Genomic DNA, 19,319 nt, shown 5'->3' with positions numbered 1-19,319 from the left:
TCGTGAGCGTCGTCTCGCTGCTCCGCGACGCCCTCGGGGCGCGCGTGGACGTCAGCGAGCAGACGAGGCAGGACGCCAGGTCCGACCGTTCCGGTCATGCCGCGGTGGGCCTCCCGCTGGCCGTCGTCCATGCCGAGAGCGTGGACGACGTGCAGCAGACGATGCGGATCGCCACCGCCACGCGCACTCCCGTCGTCGTGCGCGGCGCCGGGACGGGCCTCGCCGGCGCCGCGAATGCGGGTGACGGCGAGATCGTCCTCTCCCTCCGCCGGATGGACGCCGTCCTCGAGGTGCGACCGGACGACCTCCTCGCCGTGGTCGAACCCGGGATCCTCAACGCCGACCTCAACGCGCACCTGGCCGCGCACGGCCTCTGGTGGGCCCCTGACCCCGCCAGCCGCGACATCTCGACGGTGGGTGGCAACATCGCGACCGGAGCCGGCGGACTCCTCTGCGCGAAGTACGGTGTCGTGCGGGATGCGGTCCTCGGCGTCGACCTCGTCCTCGCGGACGGTCGCCTGCTGCACCTCGGCCACCGCAGCGTGAAGGGCGTGACCGGGCTCGACCTCACCGCTCTCGTGGTGGGATCGGAGGGAACGCTCGGCGTCGTCGTCGGGGCGACGCTCAAGCTGCGCAGACTGGTGCCGGGCGAGACCTGCACGGTGACCGCGACCTTCCCCGGCGTGCGAGCCGCGGCCGCGGGTTCTGCCGCCGTGACCGCTGCGGGAATCCAGCCGGCGATCATGGAGCTCATGGATGCCGCCAGTCTCACCGCCGTCCATGCCCTCCTCGGGCTCCCGGCACCGACGCCGGGGGCCGCGCAGCTGACGATCCAGACCGACGGCCCCGCCGCCCGCGCGGAGGCGGAGGCCATCGCCGCGATCCTGAGCGCCCACGAGGGCGTCCCCGTGGTCTCGCACGACCCCGTCGAGGGCGATCGGCTGCTCGCGGTCCGGCGATCCATGCACGCCGCGATGGCGTCGCTCGGGACCACCCTCATCGAGGACGTCTCCGTGCCGCGGAGCGCCATGCCGGCGATGTTCGACGAGATCGCACGGATCGAGCGGGAGTTCGACATGGTGATCCCGACGGTCGCACACGCGGGCGACGGCAATCTGCATCCGAACTTCATCTTCGAGGGCCCGGAGACCCCGGCCCGGGTGTGGGAGGCGGCCGATGAGCTCTTCCGCGCCGCGATCCGGCTGGGCGGAACCCTCACCGGCGAGCACGGCATCGGCGTCCTCAAGAGACGATGGCTGGCCGACGAACTCGGCGAGGACCAGTGGCGCCTTCAGCGCGACATCGCGGCCGTGTTCGATCCGCTCGGCATCCTCAACCCCGGAAAGGTCTTCTCCCCCGATGCCTGACATCCACGTGAGCGCGGCCGTGATCGTCGATGCGGAGGGCCGCGTCCTGGTCGTCCGCAAGCACGGCACGACGCGCTTCATGCAGCCGGGAGGGAAGCCGGAAGCGGGCGAGTCCCCCGCCGAGACCCTCATCCGGGAGCTGCACGAGGAGCTCGGTCTCGAGCTCGCCGAGACCGACCTCCGGCCGCTGGGGCGCTTCGTGTCGGCGGCCGCCAACGAGCCGGGGCACCGCGTCGTGGCCGACGCGTTCTCGGCCTCGATCGATCCCGACGGGGTCCGGGTGCAGGCCGAGCTCGCCGAACTGCGCTGGATCACCCCGGCGGACGTCGCGACGCTGCCGCTGGCCCCGCTGAGCGTCGAGCACCTGCTGCCGCTCGCCTGGCCCGCCGCAGCGCGCTAGCCCGTCCGGGTCAGATGCCCTGCCAGGAGGGCTTGTTCGCGAACGTGTAGCGGTAGTAGTCCGCGAGCTGCAGCTTCGACGCGGCGGCTTCGTCGACGACGACGGTGGCGTGCGGGTGCAACTGGATGGCCGATCCGGGCAGCAGCGCCGTGAGCGGCCCCTCGACCGCGCCGGCCACCGCCTCCGCCTTGCCGGCGCCGAATGCCAGCAGCACGAGGTGGCGGGCCTCGAGGATGGTGCCGAGGCCCTGGGTGATGCAATGCATCGGCACGTCGTCGATGGAGTCGAAGAAACGGGCGTTGTCCTCGCGCGTCTGCTCGGTGAGGGTCTTCACCCGCGTCCGGGATGCGAAAGAGGACCCGGGCTCGTTGAACCCGATGTGGCCGTCCGTGCCGATGCCGAGGATCTGCAGGTCGACGCCGCCGGCCGCCGCGATGGCCGCGTCGTAGTCCTCACCGGCGTGCTGGATGGTGGCCTGCGCGCCGTTCGGCACGTGGATGCGCTCCGGGTCGAGGCCGAGCGGCTCCACCACCTCACGGGTGATCACGGAGCGGTAGCTCTCCGGGTGGGACGGGTCGATGCCGACGTATTCGTCGAGCGCGAAGCCGCGCACCTGCGACACGTCGCGTCCCGCGAGGCGGCTGCGGAGAGCCTGATAGACCGGCAGCGGCGTCGATCCGGTCGCGAGCCCCAGGACGGCGTCCCGACGGCTGTCGATGAGCTCGACGATCTCGGTGGCGACCAGGGCGCCGGCGGCCTCGGCATTCTCGACGATGACGACCTCAGCCATGCGGAACGATCTCCTTCTCAGAAATGGATGCGCCCACCAGAGCGGCGCCGAAAGCGGCGGCGGGGGAACCCGCGGGGAGCAGTTCGATTCTCTCATCCAGCCGCAGGGACTTCAGGAACGGTGACGCCTCGGCACCGGCGTGCAGGGCGGCACGGACCCCCGCCGCCAGCCGGCCGCCGAGAGCGGTGAGTCCCCCGCCGATGACCACGGTCTCGACGTCGGCCGACAGCACGAGCACGCGCACGGCCGCCGCGGCCCCGAAGAAGAGGTCCGCCTGCAGGGCCTGGGCGTGCGGATCGCCCGCGTCGGCCGCCTCGACGATGTCCTTGACGGGCAGCGCACCGGGACGTCCCCACGCCTTGGCCAGCGCCCCACCGCCGCAGAAGGTCTCCACGCAGCCGCGCTGCCCGCACCCGCACAGCCGGCCGCGCGGATCGACGGAGAGGTGTCCGACCTCGCCGGCGGTCCCGCGTGCGCCGCGCCAGATGCGGCCGTCCACCACGATGCCGGCGGCGACGCCGGTGCCGAGGTTCAGATAGGCCATGGAGCCGGCGACGTCGCTCAGGACCGCGGCGCCGAGCGCGGCGGCCTTCACGTCGTTCTCCACCCGGAACGGAACGCCGAGTGCGTGCTCGGCGCGCGCCGCGAGGTCGAGCGACTCCACCCCGAGATTCACGGCGTGCAGCACGCGGCCGGTCTCCGCATCGACGAGGCCGGGGATGCCGATGCCGGCGGATCCGACCGCGGACAGCGGCAGTCCGCTCTCCTCGGCAAGGGCGGCGACGGTCGACACGATGCTGTCGACGACGGCGTCCTCTCCCCACCCGGTCGGGCGGCGGAGGCGGGCGAGGATCGTCCCTGCCGGATCGACGGCGACGGCGTCGATCTTCGTGCCGCCGACGTCCAGGCCCACGCGAAGGGGCCGACCGGCGCGGTCGGCGGAGGCGGGGACGATCATCGGATGCCGTTCCCGATCATGGTCGCGGATGTCACGACACCCCCAGCTGCCCGGAGAGGACCATGACGGCGGCACCGCGGAGCACGATGTCGTCCTGACGGGTGAGCCGCACCATGACGTCCTCGAAGACGCCCTCGAGCGTCCGCGCGTGCAGCGTCTCGACGGCCGCGTCGATGAGCGTGCCGTCCAGCAGCTCGGCGGGCCCGGAGAGCACGACCTCGGACAGGTCCAGGGCGGCGACGATCGGGGCGATCGCGATCGCCATGCGCGTCCCGGAGTCGCGGAGGATCTCCTCGCGCGCGGCCGGGTCGGCGTCGAGCGCCTCCTGCATGCGACTCACGCTCAGCCATGCCTCCAGGCAGCCGATCTTGCCGCAGGCGCAGCGAGGGCCGCCGTCCGTGCCGACGACGACGTGACCGATCTCCCCGGCGGCGAAACGGCTGCCGAGGAGCGGCTGGCTTCCGGTGATCAGCCCAGCACCCACGCCTCGACCGATCTTGATCAGCATGAAGTCGGCCTCCGCCTCGCCGAACGTGTACTCGGCGAGGACCGCGGCATTGGCGTCGTTCCGTGCGAGCACCGGCAGGTCGAGGTCGGCGCTGAGCTTCGCCTCCAGCGGGAAGTCCGTCCAGCCGAGGTTGGGCGAGCTGAGGACGAGGCCGTCGGGGCGCACGACGCCCGGGGTGCCGATGCCGACGCCGAGCACCGGCTGCGTGGCGATCTCGACGAGGGTCTGCGCGAGGCCGCGGAGAGCCTCATACGCGGCATCGCCGTCCGGCGTCTCCGGACGCGGCACCTGCCGCCGCTCCAGCACGTCGCCGTCCAGGCTGAGGACGGCACCCTCGAAGGCGGTCGGACCGGAGAGGTCGAGCCCGATGATCTGATGCCCCACCCGATCGATGTCGATGAGGATGGGCGGCTTGCCGGGGCCGACGGCCTCGCGCACGCCGATCTCGACGACGATGCCGTCGGCGATGAACTCCGCGACCAGATCCGAGATCGTGACGCGTGTGAGGCCGGTCTCGCGGGAGAGGTCAGCGCGACTCATCGCCCCCGAGTGATACAGCGTCTGCAGCACGAGCGCGCGGTTGTGTCCGCGGGCGTGCTCGGGGAGCACCTTGGTGCGCGAGCGGAGATGCCGCGCGGGGCCGAAGGCGTGCGCGTTCGCGGCGACGAAGTCTGTCGTCGCCGAGGGGCGCTGATCATCCGAAACGGACATGTTTGTTAGTAGACCTTACGAACAGGATTTGTGCAACTGTTCCGCGCGATTCCGCGGGCAGGGTTACCGAAACGTGACATCATGCCGACCGCGGTGGTTCGTCGTCCGCCGCCATCCGGAGCAGCCGCTCGACGAGCCCGGCGACGATCCCTTCCCGGGTCTCGACGGTCATGGGTTTGCCGGGAACCCCCGGTCGCCGCTGCTCGGGCGACGGCCCGTCCAGCGGACGATACCGCACGCCCCCTGCGGCGAGGCGCCGCAGATGCGTGGGCAGCCGCCGGGCGAAGTCCGCGAAGGGCGCGGGCTCTCCCCCGTCCCACAACCGCTCCGCGATCGCGGCGAGGCGCGGGAACATCGCGAAGTCGACCCGGTCCCTGCTCGGCAGGTGCTCCGTCCAGATGTTCGCCTGCCCGCCGACCGCCCCGTCGACCACGCGGAAGGAATACGCCCGTTCGACGGTGAGCGGCGGACCGACGCGGATGGGCTCCTCGGTCGATTCGGACTGCGGGTAGTCGAGGTACACCTCGAGATCCGGGCACCCGACAACGGGGATCCCCCGCCGCAGCGCTTCGCGCATGGCGACCGGCCCGCGCCAGGCGAGGATGCGCACGCCCTCCGGGACCTCGCCCTCCAGCACCTCGTCCCAGGCGAGTGCCGTCCGTCCCCTGCGGCGGACGTGCGCGACGAAGTGCGCCGTGAACCAGGGCTGGACGTCGTGCGCGGTGGCCAGCCCGAGCTCCCGCATCCGCGCGGCGGCCGTGGCGCTGTCGGCCCATTCGGTCACCGGGACCTCGTCGCCGCCGATCCCGATCCATGCGGACGGGAACACGTCGCACAGCGCATCGATGGCGGCACGGCCGAAGGCCAGCGCCTCCTCGGTCGGCGCGAGGGTGCGCGCGTTCACGCCGAAACGCTCCCACGGCCCGGTGGGCGGCGTCCCGACGTCGAGGTTGCCCAGCTCCGGGTACGCGGCGAGCGCGGCCTGGATGTGTCCCGGCAGCTCCACCTCTGGCACGAGAGTGACGAAGCGCTCGGCCGCATACCGCACGAGGTCGCGCAGCTCGGCGGTCGTGTAGAAGCCCTCGTGCACGCCGGGCTCGACCGTGGCCTCAGGGCCGTGGCCGCGTTGCGTGGCCTCGCGCCGCGCACCGACCTCGGTCAGGCGCGGATACCCCGGCACCTCGAACCGCCAGCCCTGATCGTCCGTCAGGTGCAGGTGCAGGATGCTGAGGTGGTGATCGGCGAGCAGGTCGATGAGACGACGTACGTCTTCCGCAGGGCGGAAGTGGCGCGCCACGTCGAGCATCGCTCCACGCCAGGCGTAGGCGGGAGAGCCCTCCCAGCGCCCTGCCGGGATCGTCGCGGGGAGAGCGGGGTCGTGGTCCGGGTCGCGGAGCTGACGGAGCGTGGTCGCGCCGCGGAAGACCCCCTCCGGCGTCGCCCCCGCGATCTCGATCCCCGAGGCCGTCGCGGTCACGCGGAAGGCCTCGGGGCCATGGCGCCCTGCCGCGGATGCCGCGGCGCCCAGCTCCGAATCGATCACGAGGCGGATGGCGGGCAGCGTGTCGTCTGCTCCCCCGCCGCCGAGTCGTGCGACGGCCGCGGCCAGCTCCGGCGCCGCCTCGATCGGCGTCGACGGGGTCCATCGGAAGCCCGGAGCCAGGGAGTCGATCTCTGCGACGACGTGCGGCACCGTCGCGCGCGGAGCCGAGGGGGGCATCCGCAGCGCGCGGCCGGCGACCGCACCGGCGGGGTCGCCGTCGATGACGACCGGCACACCGCCGACGAGAACCTCGCGCACACCCTGCGGCGCACCGTGCGGGTCGTCGAACGTGGCTCCGGCCGCGATCGTCTCCGGGTCGAACAGCACCAGGTCGGCGGTGGCGCCCTCGCGGAGCACACCGCGCGGCGCGTCACCGCGGTCGAGGCCCAGGCGGGCGGCCGGGTTGCCGGAGAGATGGCGGACGGCCTCCTCGAGGCTCAGCACCCCCAGGTCCCTGACGTAGTGACCGAGGTAGCGAGGGAATGTGCCGCGGCCGCGCGGGTGCGGCCGGGCACCGATGAGGATGCCGTCGCTGCCTCCGGAGTGCCGCGGGTGCCGCATGATGGCGCGGACGTTGTCCTCGTCGCCGATGTGCATGAGCACGCCGGTGGCGCCCGCATCGGCGAGGATCGTGTCGATCACGACGTCCACGGCGCGCTGCCCGGTCTCCGCCGCGATGGCGGCGATCGTGCGGCCGACGAGGCCGGCCAGAGCGGGGGTGCCCGTCCCCGAGATCTGGATCACCGACCAGTCCGCCACCTCGCCGTGGAACCCGTCGCAGCCGATCTCCTCCAGCTCGACGCGGACGGCCTCGCGCCCCTCCGCATCCAGGCCGGCCAGGACGCCCAGCAGGTCGCCGGTCGCCGCCAGCCTGCTCGGCAGGAGCGCCGCGAGAGTGGTCGCCCCCGGGAGGTACGGGTAGGTGTCCAGCGTCACGTCGACGCCGTCGGCCGTCGCCTCGTCGACGAGCGCCAGCAGCTCCGCGGCACGCCCGCGGTTCGGCGCGAAGTTCATGGTCGCGTGCGTGAGATGGACGGGACACCCGGTACGGCGGCCGATCTCGATCGCCTCGCGATACGCATCCAGCGCCGCCCGTCCGTAGCTGCGGGTGTGCGGCGCCCAGTAGCCGCCGCGCTCCGCGACCACTCGGCAGAGCGCCTCCAGCTCGGCGACGTCGGCGTACATCCCCGGGGTGTAGGTCAGGCCGCTCGACATGCCGAAGGCCCCGGCATCCAGGGCCTGGCCGAGGAGGTCGGCCATCGCCACGATCTCGGCGGGAGTCGCCCGACGGTCATCGTGCCCGACCACCATCATCCGGAGGTTGCCCTGCGGCACCAGCACCGCGGCGTTGGCCACCGCGGCGACGTCGATCGCCTCCAGGAAATCGTCCATAGACCGCCACGGGACCTCCGCCGGCCGCCCGTTCCAGCCCGCGATCTGGGCGGGGATGACGGCGGCGGTCGCCTCGTCCAGCGGCGCGTAGCCCAGGCCGTCCTGGCCGAGCACCTCCGTCGTGACCCCCTGACGGATCTTGGCGTCGTGCGCGGCGCCCTGGAGCACCGCGAGGTCGCTGTGCGCGTGCATGTCGATGAAACCGGGCGCCAGGACGAGGCCGGACGCGTCGACCTCGACCGCGTCGTCCGGCAGCTCGATCCGGTCGGCCTCGCCCTCGCGGATGACGGCGACGACCCTGGCCCCCTCCACCGCGACGTCCGCGACGAAGCGCGGGGCGCCGGTGCCGTCGACGACGGTCGCCCGCCGGTAGACGCGTACGAGGCCCGCCGCCGCCTTCTCCGCGCTCAGAAGCATGTCGCCACCGCCCCGATCACCCGCGGGTCCGCGGCGTCGGGGTCGTCGATCACGGCGACGACGCGCCACTTGTCGAACGCGGTGCACGGGTGCGAGAGGCCGAGGCGTACGACCTCGCCGACCGCGACGGTCGCCCCGTCGGCGGGTCGGAGGAAGGCGTGCTGGTCGTTCAGGGCCGTCACGGTGCCGGCGACCGACTGCGGCACCGGGAGGTCGATGTCGAACGGCACGTCCCGCCGCCCGGCGTCGAGCAGGGCGAGGCCGGGTTCGGGCTGCGAGACCACCCGCGACCACGCGTGCATCGCGGAGCGCAGCGGGGCGGTGTCCGTGAGCGGACCGAACGGCGACATGCGGGAGTAGAAGCCGTCGTCGTGGATCTGGAAGGCACCGGAGCGCAGCACGACCTCGGCGTCCGCTCCCGCGGCGCCGAGGACCGCGGCGGCACGATCGGGGAAGGAGCTGCCGCCCGCGCTGAGCACGGGGCGGACACCGTCGGGGTACTCCAGTCGGCGATGAAGCTCGACGAGGGTGGCCAGGAAGCCGTCCACCGCGGCGACTGACGCCGCGGAGCGATCGGGGCCGAAGGGGCCTTCGTAGCCCGTCACTCCGGCGAGGCGGAGACCGGGGGCGGCCATGATCGCCGCGGCGATGTGCTCGCCCTCCGCCACGGTCCGCGCACCCGTGCGCCCCTGCGCACCGCCGAGCTCCACGAGCACGTCCAGCGGACGCGGGGCGTCCGCGAGGGCGTCGGCGAGGATCGCCACGCCGGCGAGGGAGTCCGCCCCGCACAGGATCCGCAGGCCTTCGTCGGCCGCGAGCAGCGCCCCGAGCTCACGGGCCGCAGCGCCGTCGGTCACCCCGTTGGCGATGAGCACCGTCGGGACACCGGCGTCGACGGCGACGCGGGCCTGCCACGGCGTCGCCACGGAGATCCCCCAGGCCCCGGCGTCCAGCAAGCGCTGCCACAGCGCGGGCGCCATGGTGGTCTTGCCGTGCGGGGCGAGGCGGACGCCCTCGCGCGCGGCCCAGCCGAACACCGTGTCCTCGTTGTGCGCGATCGCGTCGGCATGCACCGTGAGCACCGGCGTGCCGAGGTCCGAGAGGCGCAGCCCCGCACCAGCCACCTCCGACAGACGCAGGCCCGCGGCGTGCGCCGGGAACCCCTTCGCCCAGGCGCCGAGGACGGGATCCGGAATTTGTAGAGGCATCTAACAAGGCTACTAGGCTGGCGGCATGACCGCGAAGACACGAGTTTCCACCGACGCCGCCCCCGCTCCCGCGCACACGTTCTCCCAGGGCGTCCGCAAGGGCCCGATCGTCCAGGTCTCCGGCCAGGGCCCCGTCGACCCGCAGACCAACGAGTACCTGTACCCGGGCGACGTCGCGGCGCAGACCACCCGCACGCTCGAGAACGTCAAGGCCATCGTGGAGGCCTCCGGCGCCACGTTCGACGATGTCGTGATGCTGCGCGTGTACCTCACCACGCGCGAGGACTTCCCGATCATGAACGAGGCCTACGGCGCGTTCGTCGAGGCCCACACGACCAGCGGCGTGCTGCCCTCGCGCACCACCGTCTTCACCGGTCTTCCCCGCGAGGAGATGCTCGTCGAGATCGACGGGCTCGCCGTCATCGACTGACCCCCGACACCCCTGGCGAACGGGGAGGCACCTTATCAGGACCGTTGCCTCCCCGTTACCAGCCATCCCGTACCATGGACGACAGGACACGTCGAGACTGCGGGGGGTGTAGTTCGTGACCGATCTGATTTCCACGCCGGGCACTGCGACGGGGGCACAGCCCGACGATGCGACACCGACGAGTGTCCTGACGCCGGAGGCGGCGACCGACACGGCCCCGCCGCAGACCGGCGAGCAGCCCCTGGCCTGGGCTCCCGTCGAGCCGGCCCCGAAGAAACGCCGCCTCGGCCTGTGGATCGGTCTCGGCCTCGGCGTGGTCGCGCTCGGCGCCGGCGCCGCCTCGATGATCCTCATCGCCCCCGGCACCACCGTCGCGGGCATCCCGGTGGGCTGGATGACTCCCGGTGCCGCCGCCGAGACGATCAGCTCGCACCTCGCCCAGACCGAGGTCACCCTCACGGGCGACGGCGACGACGCCGTGCTCACCGGCGCCGACCTGGGGGCGACCGCCGACGCCACGGCCCTCGCCGATGCCGCGTTCTCGGCGCATCCGATGTGGAATCTCGGCGCCTGGATGGGCGACCCCGTGCCCGCGGACATCGTCCTCGACCAGGAGACCGCATCCGCCGCGCTCCGGGCGGCCGTCCCCGGGAGCTTCGTCGACCCGGTCGACGCCGCCGTGGTCTTCGACGCCGCGAAGGGCACCTACACCGTCACTCCGTCCGTTCCCGGCACCGGTGTCGACGTGGCCGATCTGAACGCTGCTTTCGTCGAGGCTGTCGGCGACGGACGCACGACCTTCGAGTACCCGGGCGACCCTGTCGAAGCCCTGCCCGCCGTGTCCGACGACGACGCGACGGCGACCGCCACCACCCTCAACACCATGCTGTCCACCATCGGCTTCTACGTCGGCAAGGAGCGCACCGTCCCGGTCTCCCCCGCGGTCGCCGCGTCCTGGCTGACCGTGGTCGACGAAGACGGCCAGCTCCGCATCGAGGCGGATCCGGCGGCGATCCAGACCACCGTCGACACGCTGCCCGCCGCCGTGGACCGCGCGCCCGTGAACGCGACCAACATCGTCGACTCCGCGGGGAATGTGCTGCGCGCCGAGAAGGAGGGCGCCACCGGACGCGCCCTGGGAGACACCGACGGCATCGCCGACGACTTCGCGACGCAGCTCGCCGCGGGCGACGGCACCTTCGCGCTCTCCGTGACCGAGACGCCGTTCGAGACGACGAACCTGTTCCGCCGTGCGGAGATCAACCTCAGCACGCAGCGCGCCTACCTCTTCGAGAACGACAAGGTCGTGCAGTCCTGGGCGGTCTCGACGGGCCTGCCCGGTACGCCGACGCCGACCGGCAACTTCAAGGTCTTCGCGCACACGTCGATGCAGGACATGGGCTGCTACGAAGGTGCGCCGTACTGCACCGAGGACGTGCCCTGGATCACGTGGTTCGCCCCGAACATCGGCTTCCACGGCACCTACTGGCACAACAACTTCGGCAACCGGATGAGCCACGGCTGCGTGAACCTGCCGATCGACCTCGCCAAGTACGTCTACGACTGGTCCCCCGTGGGCCTCGAGGTCTCCGTCTACAACTGACCCGGTTCGCGTGCCGAGCACAGCTTCGGAGACGCGGAACGACACGCCGTCGAGGCGTCCCCTCTCCCAGGGTGTCGCGGTCGCGCTCCGCAGTCGTGCTCGGGCCTGGCGGAGGGCGGACAGCGAGAAGGGGGCGGATGCCGCAGCATCCGCCCCCTTCCGTCGTCTCAGCGCAGGGCGTCGACGATCTCGTTGAGCGTCGTGGACGGGCGCATGACCGCCGCTACGAGCTTCTCGTCCGGGCGGTAGTACCCGCCGATCTCCACCGGCTTGCCCTGCACCGCGTTGAGCTCGGAGACGATGGCCTCCTCGTTCGCTGCGAGCTTCTCGGCGACCGGGGCGAAGGCCGCGGCGAGCTCCGGATCCTTCGTCTGCTTCGCCAGCTCCTGCGCCCAGTACAGCCCCAGGTAGAAGTGGCTGCCGCGGTTGTCGATCGTGCCGAGCGCGCGGCCCGGCGAGCGGTCCTCCTCGAGGAAGGTACCGGTCGCGGCGTCCAGCGTCTCGGCGAGCACGCGGGCCTTCTCGTTGCCCGTGCGGTCGGCGAAGTGCTCGAGCGAGGCGGCCAGCGCGAAGAACTCGCCCAGCGAGTCCCAGCGCAGGTAGTTCTGCTCGACCAGCTGCTGCACGTGCTTCGGAGCGGAGCCACCGGCACCCGTCTCGAACAGTCCGCCGCCGGCGAGCAGCGGCACGATCGAGAGCATCTTGGCGCTCGTGCCGACCTCGAGGATCGGGAACAGGTCGGTGAGGTAGTCGCGCAGCACGTTGCCCGTCACCGAGATGGTGTCGAGACCGTGACGCATGCGCGCCAGCGTGTACCGCGTCGCCTCCTCCGGCGCGAGGATCGTGATCGTCAGGCCCTTGGTGTCGAGCGTGGCGAGGCCCTGGTGCACCTTCGCGATGATCTGGGCATCGTGCGAGCGGTTCGCGTCGAGCCAGAACACCGCGGGCACGCCGGTCGCACGGGCACGGCCGACGGCGAGCTTGACCCAGTCCATGACGGGGATGTGCTTGGTCTGCGTCGCGCGCCAGATGTCGCCCTTGCCGACCTCGTGCTCGATGAGGACGGTGCCCTCGCTGTCGAGCACCTGGACGATGCCGTCCGCCGTGATCTCGAACGTCTTGTCGTGGCTGCCGTATTCCTCGGCCGCCTGCGCCATGAGACCCACGTTCGGCACGGTGCCGATGGTGGCCGGATCGAGCGGGCCGTTCGCGATCACATCGTCGATCACCGCCTGGTAGACGCTCGCGTAGGACGAGTCGGGGATGACCGCGATCGTGTCGGCCTCCTCGCCGTCCTTGCCCCAGAGCTTGCCGCCGTTGCGGACGAGCGCCGGCATGGACGCGTCGACGATGACATCGCTCGGCACGTGGAGGTTGGTGATCCCCTTGTCGGAGTTCACGTACGACAGACGCGGCCCCTCGGCGATGGCCTTGTCGAACGCCGCAGCGATCTCCTCGCCGCCGGTGACGTTCGCCAGGCCCGCGAGGATGGAGCCGAGGCCGTCGTTCGCGCTCAGTCCGGCCTCGGCGAGCTGCGTGCCGTACTGGTCGAAGACATCCTTGAAGAACGCCTTCACCACGTGGCCGAAGATGATCGGGTCGCTGACCTTCATCATCGTCGCCTTGAGGTGCACCGAGTAGAGCACGTCGTCGGCCTTGGCCTCCGCGAGGGTGTCCGCGAGGAAGGCGTCCAGCTCCTTCGCGGAGAGGAACGTCGCGTCGATGATCTCGCGCGGGAGGACCTTGAGTCCTTCCTTGAGGACCGTGACGGTGCCATCCTTCGCCGTGTGGCGGAAGGACAGGACGTCGTCGTGAGCGGCGACCCACGAGCGCTCGTTGTGCTTGAAGTCGTCGTGGCCGAGGGTCGCGACGCGGGTCTTCGAGCCCTCGGCGAACGGCTTATTGCGGTGCGGGTGCTTCTTGGCGTAGTTCTTCACCGCGAGCGGCGCGCGGCGGTCGCTGTTGCCCTCGCGCAGCACCGGGTTCACTGCGGAGCCCTTGATGCGGTCGTAGCGGGCGCGGACGTCCTTCTCCTCCAGCGACGAGGGCTCGTCCGGGAAGTCGGGGACGTCGTAGCCCTGCTGCTGCAGTTCCGCGATGGCGGCCTTGAGCTGCGGGATCGACGCGGAGATGTTCGGCAGCTTGATGATGTTCGCCTCGGGGAGCGTGGCGAGGCCGCCGAGTTCGGCCAGCGCGTCGCCGACCTGCTGCTCCGGGGTGAGCTTCTGGGGGAAGGCGGCGAGGATGCGGCCGGCCAGAGAGATGTCCCGCGTCTCGAATTCGATGCCCGCCTGGCCCGTGTAGGCCTGGATGATCGGCAGGAACGAGGCGGTGGCCAGTGCCGGTGCCTCGTCGGTGTAGGTGTAGATGATGGCGTCGTCGGTCACCGGGAGGTTCTCCGTTCACGAGGGCTATTTGTCTCGATACCAAGATACCTGAGCGGCCCTCGCCCCGAAGCGGCGCTCCCGGCGACGGGGTCCGGCACGTGACCGGTCCGTGAAAAGTCCGCCCGAGTGATGAATGCGGTGAGCGGAGGGGCTAGCCTGGGGGCATGTCCGAACTGCGCATGGTCGAACTCTCCGCCGCGACGATCGTCGCCGTGAACAACCTGTCGCTCAAGCCCGGACAGGAGCAGTTCCTCGCGCCCGTCTCGTACGGCATCGCGGCCACCGTCATCAACCCGCAGACCTCCTGGCAGCGGGTGATCCTGGACCGCAACGAGGTCGTGGGCTTCGTCAGCGCCAACTTCGACGACGAGGCCCCGGAGGAGCACTTCCGCTCCGTGCTGTGGCGCATCAACGTCGACGCGGACGACCAGGGTCGCGGCATCGGCCGCTTCGCCGTCGAGAACCTCATCGACGAAGCGCGCACCCGCGGCGTCGACCACGTCAACGTGATCTACGAAGCGGGCGAGGACGGCCCGGAGGCCTTCTTCCGTCGCGTCGGCTTCACCCCCGTCGGGGAGACGGCCTACGGCGAGGTCATCGCCGAGATCCGCGTCCCCTCCTGAGACCGGCGGCGGGGTCTCGAATCCCCTCCCCCATCGAGACTCCGTCGCCCTCGGATCCCGCCGGACGGCCCGACCTCGATCCTCCTCAGCGCTGACCGTTGCCGTCCGGAGGCGTGCCCTTGCCCCGGCGACTGTTCCACGCGGCGAGCGCTGAGGCGGCAGCACCTGCCGCGCGGTCGATGGCCTCCGCGGAGCGGTGCAGCATGTCCTGCGCGGCGTCCTGCCAGGCCGCGGTCGGAGGTGCCTCGCCCGTCTGGACCTTCGCCGCGTGCTCGGCGGCCTCGAACGCCCGCTCCAGCTCCGCGACAGCGTCGCGGTACGCCGCGTACTCGGCGGCGGTCACCCGGCCCGTCGTCTGCCGACGCGCCTCGACCGCGGCACCGGCGGCCCGCAGGTAGGCGGCCGTCTCCGGACGCTTCACGTCCGTCATCTCGGGATAGGTGATCTGCAACGCGGGGTCTGTCTCATACCGCATCCACCGCGCCGTCACCGCGTCGTGCTCCGCATACAGGCGCTCCAGCGGCCGCGGCGCGGAGCCGGCGGGGATCGCGGCGCGAGCGGCGTTCACCCTGACCCGCCGGGCGCGGACGTCGGCCGCCGCGGCCCTGGCGTCGCGCTCACGCTCCTTGAGCATGCGTCGGGCGCCGGACACCTGCTCCGCGCTCGCCCGCTGCGCGGCCCGCTCGGCGGAGACCCGGGCGAGGTCGGCCCGTGCCACCTTCAGCGCCGTCCGTCGCACCACCGCGCGCTGCTGGGCCTCGCGGAGGTCGTGCCGGGCCGCGTCGTACTCCAGCCGGCGGCCGCTGCGGGTGTTGCGCCGACGGACGCCGATCGCGCCCGCGGTCACCCCGGCGGCGGCGGTCGGCGCGAGCCACCACCACTCCGCGACGAGGAGGAAGGGGTCCATCCCTCGATGCTACCGATCCCGGCGCACCCGCGCCCGGACGAGGAAGCCCCGGCATCCGTACGGATGCCGGGGCCACTGTCGCGGCAGGACGTCAGACGAGCGTCTCCTGCCAGGCCGCGTGCAGCTGGGCGAACTTCCCGGTGCCGCCGATGAGGGCGGCGGGGGTGTCGTCCTCGATGATCCGGCCGTGCTCCATCACGAGCACACGGTCAGCGATCGCCACCGTCGACAGCCGGTGCGCGATGATGATCGCCGTCCGGTCGGCCAGCAGCGTCTGCAGCGCGTCCTGGATCAGCCGCTCGGACGGGATGTCCAGCGAGGCCGTCGCCTCGTCGAGGATCAGCACCGCCGGGTCGGCGAGGAAGGCGCGGGCGAACGAGATGAGCTGTCGCTGCCCTGCCGAGACACGACCACCGCGCTTGTTCACGTCGGTGTCGTACCCGTCCGGCAGCGCCGAGATGAACGCGTCGGCGCCCACCGCCCGCGCCGCCTCGCGGATCTCGTCCAGAGTCGCATCCGGGCGCCCGAGCGCGATGTTGTCGGCGACGGTCCCGCTGAACAGGTACGCCTCCTGGGTGACCATGACGATCGCGCGGCGGAGGTCCTTCGGGTGCAGCGACCGCAGATCGACGCCGTCGAGGGTCACCGTCCCCGCGGACGGGTCGTAGAACCGGGAGATGAGCTTGGCCAGCGTGGACTTGCCCGCCCCCGTCGTCCCCACCAGCGCGATCGTCTGCCCGGCGGGGATGTCGAGCGAGAAGTTCGGCAGGATCGTCTTGTCCTCGTTGTACGCGAACGTGACCTCGTCGAAGCGGATGTGCCCCCGGGACTCCCAGAGGTCCACCGGCTTCTCGGGGTCCGGCACCGTCGGCACCTCCTCCAGGACGCCCGACACCTTCTCCAGCGCCGCGGTGGCGGACTGGTAGGAGTTGAGGAACATCGCGATCTCCTGCATCGGAGCGAAGAAGTTGCGCACGTAGAGCACGGCGGACAGCAGCACGCCGACCGTCAGGGCCCCCTCCGAGACCCGGATGCCGCCCCACAGCACGACCACGCCCAGGACGAGCGCCGCGACGCCCATGAGCCCCGGCTCGAACGTGCCGAACAGCAGCATCGAGCGGCGGTTCACGTCCCGGTACTCGCCGGCCACGCCCTGGAAGGCCTCGTCGTTGCGCGGCTCCTTCCGGAAGGCCTTGACCGCGCGGATGCCCGTCATGGTCTCCACGAACTGCACGATCACCTTCGCGCTGATCACCCGGGACTCGCGGTACACGAGCTGGGAGCGCGAGTAGAACCAGCGCATGAGGAAGAACAGCGGCACGCCGCCGATCGCGAGGATCAGGCCGGACTGCCAGTCCCACACGCACAGGGCGATGAACGTGAAGACACCGAAGAGCACGCCGGAGACGAGCTCGTTCAGGCCGCCGTCGAGGAGTTCCTTGATGGAGTCCAGGTCGCTCGTCTGGCGCGAGATGATCCGCCCGGACGTGTACGACTCGTGGAACTCCAGGCTCAGGCGCTGGGTGTGCAGGAAGATGCGCTTGCGCAGGTCCAGCAGGACGGCCTGGGTCAGCTTGGCCGCGATGATGACGTACCAGGCGATGAGCACGGCGGCCAGAGCGCCGGCGAGAAGATAGATCCCGCCGACGACGAAGGTGGGCATCCAGTCGGCATCGTCGAGCACCGCCGGCAGCGCGCGGTCGAGGCCGATGCTGATGAGGATCGGCCCGGCCACCTGCAGCGCCGTCGAGATGACGAGCACCGTGGCGGCGAGCACGATCTGCGGCTTGAGCGGGCGCACGAGCGAGCCGAGCAGCCGCAGCGAGCGACGGCGGATCGCCCTGCTCTCCTCCGTGGTGAGGCGGGAGCGGTCCTCGTCCTGGGTTCCGGTGAGGGAGCTCATCGCTGCACCTCCTCTCCTGCGAATCGGGAGGCGCTTCCCGGCGCCTCATCGTCGGCCTCCTGGCGGATGCCGTCCTGCACGGTGTCGTGGATCTCCGACTGCTCGTCGCGGATGATCGGGATAGCGCCGGTGCGAGCCGCCTCCTCGGCCTCCAAGCTGGAGATGACATGCCGGTAGTGCCGGCTCGTCTTCAGCAGCTCGGTGTGCGTGCCGACCGCGGTGATCCGGCCGTCCTCCAGCAGCGCCACGCGATCGGCGAGGGCCACGGTGGACGGACGGTGTGCGACGATCATCGCCGTGGTGTCGGCGAGCACGTGCCGCAGCGCCTCCTCGACGAGGGCCTCGGTGTCGACGTCCAGCGCCGACAGCGGGTCGTCCAGGACGAGCACCCGCGGCGTGGCGGCCACCGCTCGGGCGAGGGCGAGCCGCTGGCGCTGTCCGCCGGACAGGCTCAGTCCCTCTTCGCCGATGACCGTCTCGACGCCCTCGGGGAGCGTGTCGACGAAGGCGGCCTGCGCGACGTCGAGCGCCTCGCGCAGGACGCGCTCGGCTTCGGGGCTGTGCACGTCGAGGTCGGCGCGCCCGAGCAGGACGTTCTCGCGGACCGAGGCGGAGAAGAGCGTCGCGTCCTCGAACGCCATCGCGATGTGCTCGCGCAGCTCGGCGAGGGTGAGGTCGCGCACGTCGACGCCGTCAAGCGTGACCCGCCCTCCCGTCACGTCGTAGAGCCGCGTCGGCAGGGTCGTCAAGGTGGTCTTGCCGCTGCCGGTGAGCCCGACCAGCGCCATGGTCTCACCCGGTCGGAGGACGAGGTCGATGCCGTCGAGCAGGTCCCGCTCGTCGGGGGCCGCGTCCTGGTAGCGGAAGTGCGCGTTCTCGAATGCGAGCTCGCCGCGCGGGTTCTCGATGTGCACGGGGTTCGCGGGGTCGGTGATGGTGTTCGTCTCCGAGAAGATGTCGAACACGCGGTCCGTCGCCGTGCGCGCGTCCAGCATGAACGAGAAGAGGAAGCCGATCGACTCGATCGGCCAGCGCAGCACGACGGCCATCGCGAAGAAGGCGAAGAGCTCCGCCGAGGTGATCGCGTCCTGCGAGATGAGCCAGATGCCGGACATCAGGCTCAGGCCGAAGGCGATCTGCGGCATGAGGTCGAGCCAGAACCAGATCGAGGCGATGGCTCGGGCCTTGCTCATCTCGGTCTCGCGCAGCGTCTCGGCCTGACGGCTGAAGCGGCGGAGGGCGTGCGTGCCCCGTCCGAACGCCTTGAGCACCCGGATGCCGTGCACGCTCTCCTCGACGCTCGTGGCGAGGTCGCCGGCCTGGTCCTGGCTGCGCCGCGTGAGGGCGCCGTAGCGCTTCTCGAACAGGTAGCCGCGGATCCACAGCGGGATCGCCGTCACCAGGAAGATCGTGCCCAGCAGCCAGTGCCAGCGGAACAGCAGGACGGAGCCGATGAGGATCGTCAGCACGTTCACGACGAGAAGCACGAGGCCGAAGGCGAGCCACCGGCGGATGAGGCCGATGTCCTGCATCATGCGGCTGAGCAGCTGGCCGGACTGCCACCTGTCGTGGAAGGCGACCGGGAGGGTCTGCAGTCGCGAGTAGAGCTCGGTGCGCATGCGGTACTCGACCTGCGTGGCCGGGAACAGCACGAACTGCCGGCGGAGCCAGACCATGAGCGCCTCGCCGAGGCCGAGGGCGAACACGGCGAGCGCGCCCCAGACGATCGCGTCGAGCGCTCCGGACTGCACCGGCCCGCCGATGATCTGTTCGAGCACGATGGGGATCATCAGCGCGATGAGCGCGGCCGCGAGCGCGCTGGCGGCACCGCCGGCGAGACGCCAGATGACCGGCTTCACGAAAGGCTTGAGCCGCCACAGCGCGGCGGGCGTGGAGAGGGAGGACGAGGGGGACGGTTTCTGCGCGGAAGACGTGGAAGACATGTCTCTCAGAGGAGTCGAGGATGAGAAGAGTGAAAGGACGGATGCGAGAGCGGGCTCACGGAGCCCGGCATCCGGTGCAGAAGAGGGCGGGGGCTCTAGAAGAGCGGGCGCGCCGGGGTCGAGCCGAGGGTGGCGATCCGCGCGGTGGCGATCGTGGTCATGGTGTCCTCCTCAGGGCTCGGCGAGGTCGTCCGGTTGGCGCGACAGCCCATCAGCCTATTCCTGTGAA

14 protein-coding genes are annotated in these 19,319 nt (G+C 71.4%); 5 read left to right on the top strand and 9 right to left on the bottom strand.

Annotation, left to right across the window (positions count from 1 at the left end):
- Positions 1-2: 2 nt before the first annotated feature.
- Both MICNX66_RS04575 and MICNX66_RS04570 read left to right on the top strand, forming a co-directional pair.
- The gene (locus MICNX66_RS04575; RefSeq protein WP_187663475.1) at positions 3-1,367 is read left to right on the top strand and encodes an FAD-binding oxidoreductase; all 1,365 of its coding nucleotides are present in this window, start codon (positions 3-5) and stop codon (positions 1,365-1,367) included.
- A complete protein-coding gene (locus MICNX66_RS04570) occupies positions 1,360-1,767 on the top strand; it encodes an NUDIX hydrolase (protein ID WP_187663474.1) in 408 nt (135 codons plus the stop codon). The genes MICNX66_RS04575 and MICNX66_RS04570 overlap by 8 nt, the downstream gene beginning before the upstream one ends.
- A 10-nt stretch (positions 1,768-1,777) precedes the next feature.
- Here the strand turns inward: MICNX66_RS04570 and nagB are convergent, their stop codons facing one another.
- The 5 genes from nagB to MICNX66_RS04545 form a co-directional block, all read right to left on the bottom strand.
- Positions 1,778-2,557: a glucosamine-6-phosphate deaminase gene (gene nagB, locus MICNX66_RS04565; RefSeq protein WP_187663473.1), complete on the bottom strand. Its 780-nt coding sequence runs from the start codon at positions 2,555-2,557 to the stop codon at positions 1,778-1,780.
- Positions 2,550-3,515: an ROK family protein gene (locus MICNX66_RS04560; RefSeq protein ID WP_187663472.1), complete on the bottom strand. Its 966-nt coding sequence runs from the start codon at positions 3,513-3,515 to the stop codon at positions 2,550-2,552. The genes nagB and MICNX66_RS04560 overlap by 8 nt, the downstream gene beginning before the upstream one ends.
- Positions 3,516-3,546: 31 nt before the next feature.
- Positions 3,547-4,734 carry an ROK family transcriptional regulator gene (locus MICNX66_RS04555; RefSeq protein ID WP_187663471.1) on the bottom strand — a complete coding sequence of 396 codons (1,188 nt, stop codon included), beginning with the start codon at positions 4,732-4,734 and terminating at the stop codon, positions 3,547-3,549.
- Positions 4,735-4,813: 79 nt separating this feature from the next.
- Positions 4,814-8,086, bottom strand: a complete 3,273-nt coding sequence (locus MICNX66_RS04550) for a family 20 glycosylhydrolase (protein WP_187663470.1) — start codon at positions 8,084-8,086, stop codon at positions 4,814-4,816.
- Positions 8,077-9,294 (bottom strand): alanine racemase, encoded by a 1,218-nt coding sequence (locus tag MICNX66_RS04545; RefSeq protein ID WP_187663469.1) that lies wholly within the window; start codon positions 9,292-9,294, stop codon positions 8,077-8,079. The genes MICNX66_RS04550 and MICNX66_RS04545 overlap by 10 nt, the downstream gene beginning before the upstream one ends.
- A gap of 25 nt (positions 9,295-9,319) precedes the next feature.
- Between MICNX66_RS04545 and MICNX66_RS04540 the strand changes: the two genes are divergently transcribed.
- Both MICNX66_RS04540 and MICNX66_RS04535 read left to right on the top strand, forming a co-directional pair.
- Positions 9,320-9,724, top strand: a complete 405-nt coding sequence (locus MICNX66_RS04540) for a RidA family protein (RefSeq protein WP_187663468.1) — start codon at positions 9,320-9,322, stop codon at positions 9,722-9,724.
- 115 nt (positions 9,725-9,839) lie between these two features.
- Positions 9,840-11,327 carry a L,D-transpeptidase family protein gene (locus tag MICNX66_RS04535; RefSeq protein WP_232089191.1) on the top strand — a complete coding sequence of 496 codons (1,488 nt, stop codon included), beginning with the start codon at positions 9,840-9,842 and terminating at the stop codon, positions 11,325-11,327.
- A gap of 167 nt (positions 11,328-11,494) precedes the next feature.
- On the opposite strand, the gene MICNX66_RS04530 is transcribed toward MICNX66_RS04535, so the two are convergent.
- Entirely contained in the window at positions 11,495-13,714 is a 2,220-nt protein-coding gene (locus MICNX66_RS04530; protein ID WP_187663467.1) for an NADP-dependent isocitrate dehydrogenase, read from the bottom strand.
- A gap of 164 nt (positions 13,715-13,878) precedes the next feature.
- Between MICNX66_RS04530 and MICNX66_RS04525 the strand changes: the two genes are divergently transcribed.
- A complete protein-coding gene (locus MICNX66_RS04525) occupies positions 13,879-14,337 on the top strand; it encodes a GNAT family N-acetyltransferase (protein WP_101847088.1) in 459 nt (152 codons plus the stop codon).
- Positions 14,338-14,422: 85 nt separating this feature from the next.
- Here MICNX66_RS04525 and MICNX66_RS04520 read toward each other — a convergent pair whose 3' ends face one another.
- The 3 genes from MICNX66_RS04520 to MICNX66_RS04510 form a co-directional block, all read right to left on the bottom strand.
- Positions 14,423-15,244: a hypothetical protein gene (locus tag MICNX66_RS04520; RefSeq protein ID WP_187663466.1), complete on the bottom strand. Its 822-nt coding sequence runs from the start codon at positions 15,242-15,244 to the stop codon at positions 14,423-14,425.
- A gap of 91 nt (positions 15,245-15,335) precedes the next feature.
- Complete coding sequence (locus MICNX66_RS04515; RefSeq protein ID WP_060923216.1) at positions 15,336-17,147, bottom strand: ABC transporter ATP-binding protein; 1,812 nt, start codon at positions 17,145-17,147, stop codon at positions 15,336-15,338.
- Positions 17,144-19,090, bottom strand: a complete 1,947-nt coding sequence (locus MICNX66_RS04510; RefSeq protein WP_232089190.1) for an ABC transporter ATP-binding protein — start codon at positions 19,088-19,090, stop codon at positions 17,144-17,146. Before MICNX66_RS04510 ends, MICNX66_RS04515 begins: the two co-directional genes overlap by 4 nt.
- Between the last annotated feature and the right edge of the window lie 229 nt (positions 19,091-19,319).

It is taken from the genome of Microbacterium sp. Nx66 (assembly GCF_904066215.1).
GTDB classification, from domain to species: domain Bacteria; phylum Actinomycetota; class Actinomycetes; order Actinomycetales; family Microbacteriaceae; genus Microbacterium; species Microbacterium meiriae.
Note: the sequence above shows the minus strand (reverse complement) of the source record. Positions and strands in the feature narration are given on the sequence as shown.

What these genes read in the sequence shown, in the direction of transcription:
- MICNX66_RS04570 (WP_187663474.1), top strand. Translation starts at nt 1,360, where the DNA reads ATGCCTGACATCCACGTGAGCGCGGCCGTGATCGTCGATGCGGAGGGC.
- nagB (WP_187663473.1), bottom strand. Translation starts at nt 2,557, where the DNA reads ATGGCTGAGGTCGTCATCGTCGAGAATGCCGAGGCCGCCGGCGCCCTG.
- MICNX66_RS04560 (WP_187663472.1), bottom strand. Translation starts at nt 3,515, where the DNA reads ATGATCGTCCCCGCCTCCGCCGACCGCGCCGGTCGGCCCCTTCGCGTG.
- MICNX66_RS04555 (WP_187663471.1), bottom strand. Translation starts at nt 4,734, where the DNA reads ATGTCCGTTTCGGATGATCAGCGCCCCTCGGCGACGACAGACTTCGTC.
- MICNX66_RS04550 (WP_187663470.1), bottom strand. Translation starts at nt 8,086, where the DNA reads ATGCTTCTGAGCGCGGAGAAGGCGGCGGCGGGCCTCGTACGCGTCTAC.
- MICNX66_RS04545 (WP_187663469.1), bottom strand. Translation starts at nt 9,294, where the DNA reads ATGCCTCTACAAATTCCGGATCCCGTCCTCGGCGCCTGGGCGAAGGGG.
- MICNX66_RS04540 (WP_187663468.1), top strand. Translation starts at nt 9,320, where the DNA reads ATGACCGCGAAGACACGAGTTTCCACCGACGCCGCCCCCGCTCCCGCG.
- MICNX66_RS04525 (WP_101847088.1), top strand. Translation starts at nt 13,879, where the DNA reads ATGTCCGAACTGCGCATGGTCGAACTCTCCGCCGCGACGATCGTCGCC.
- MICNX66_RS04520 (WP_187663466.1), bottom strand. Translation starts at nt 15,244, where the DNA reads ATGGACCCCTTCCTCCTCGTCGCGGAGTGGTGGTGGCTCGCGCCGACC.
- MICNX66_RS04515 (WP_060923216.1), bottom strand. Translation starts at nt 17,147, where the DNA reads ATGAGCTCCCTCACCGGAACCCAGGACGAGGACCGCTCCCGCCTCACC.
- MICNX66_RS04510 (WP_232089190.1), bottom strand. Translation starts at nt 19,090, where the DNA reads ATGTCTTCCACGTCTTCCGCGCAGAAACCGTCCCCCTCGTCCTCCCTC.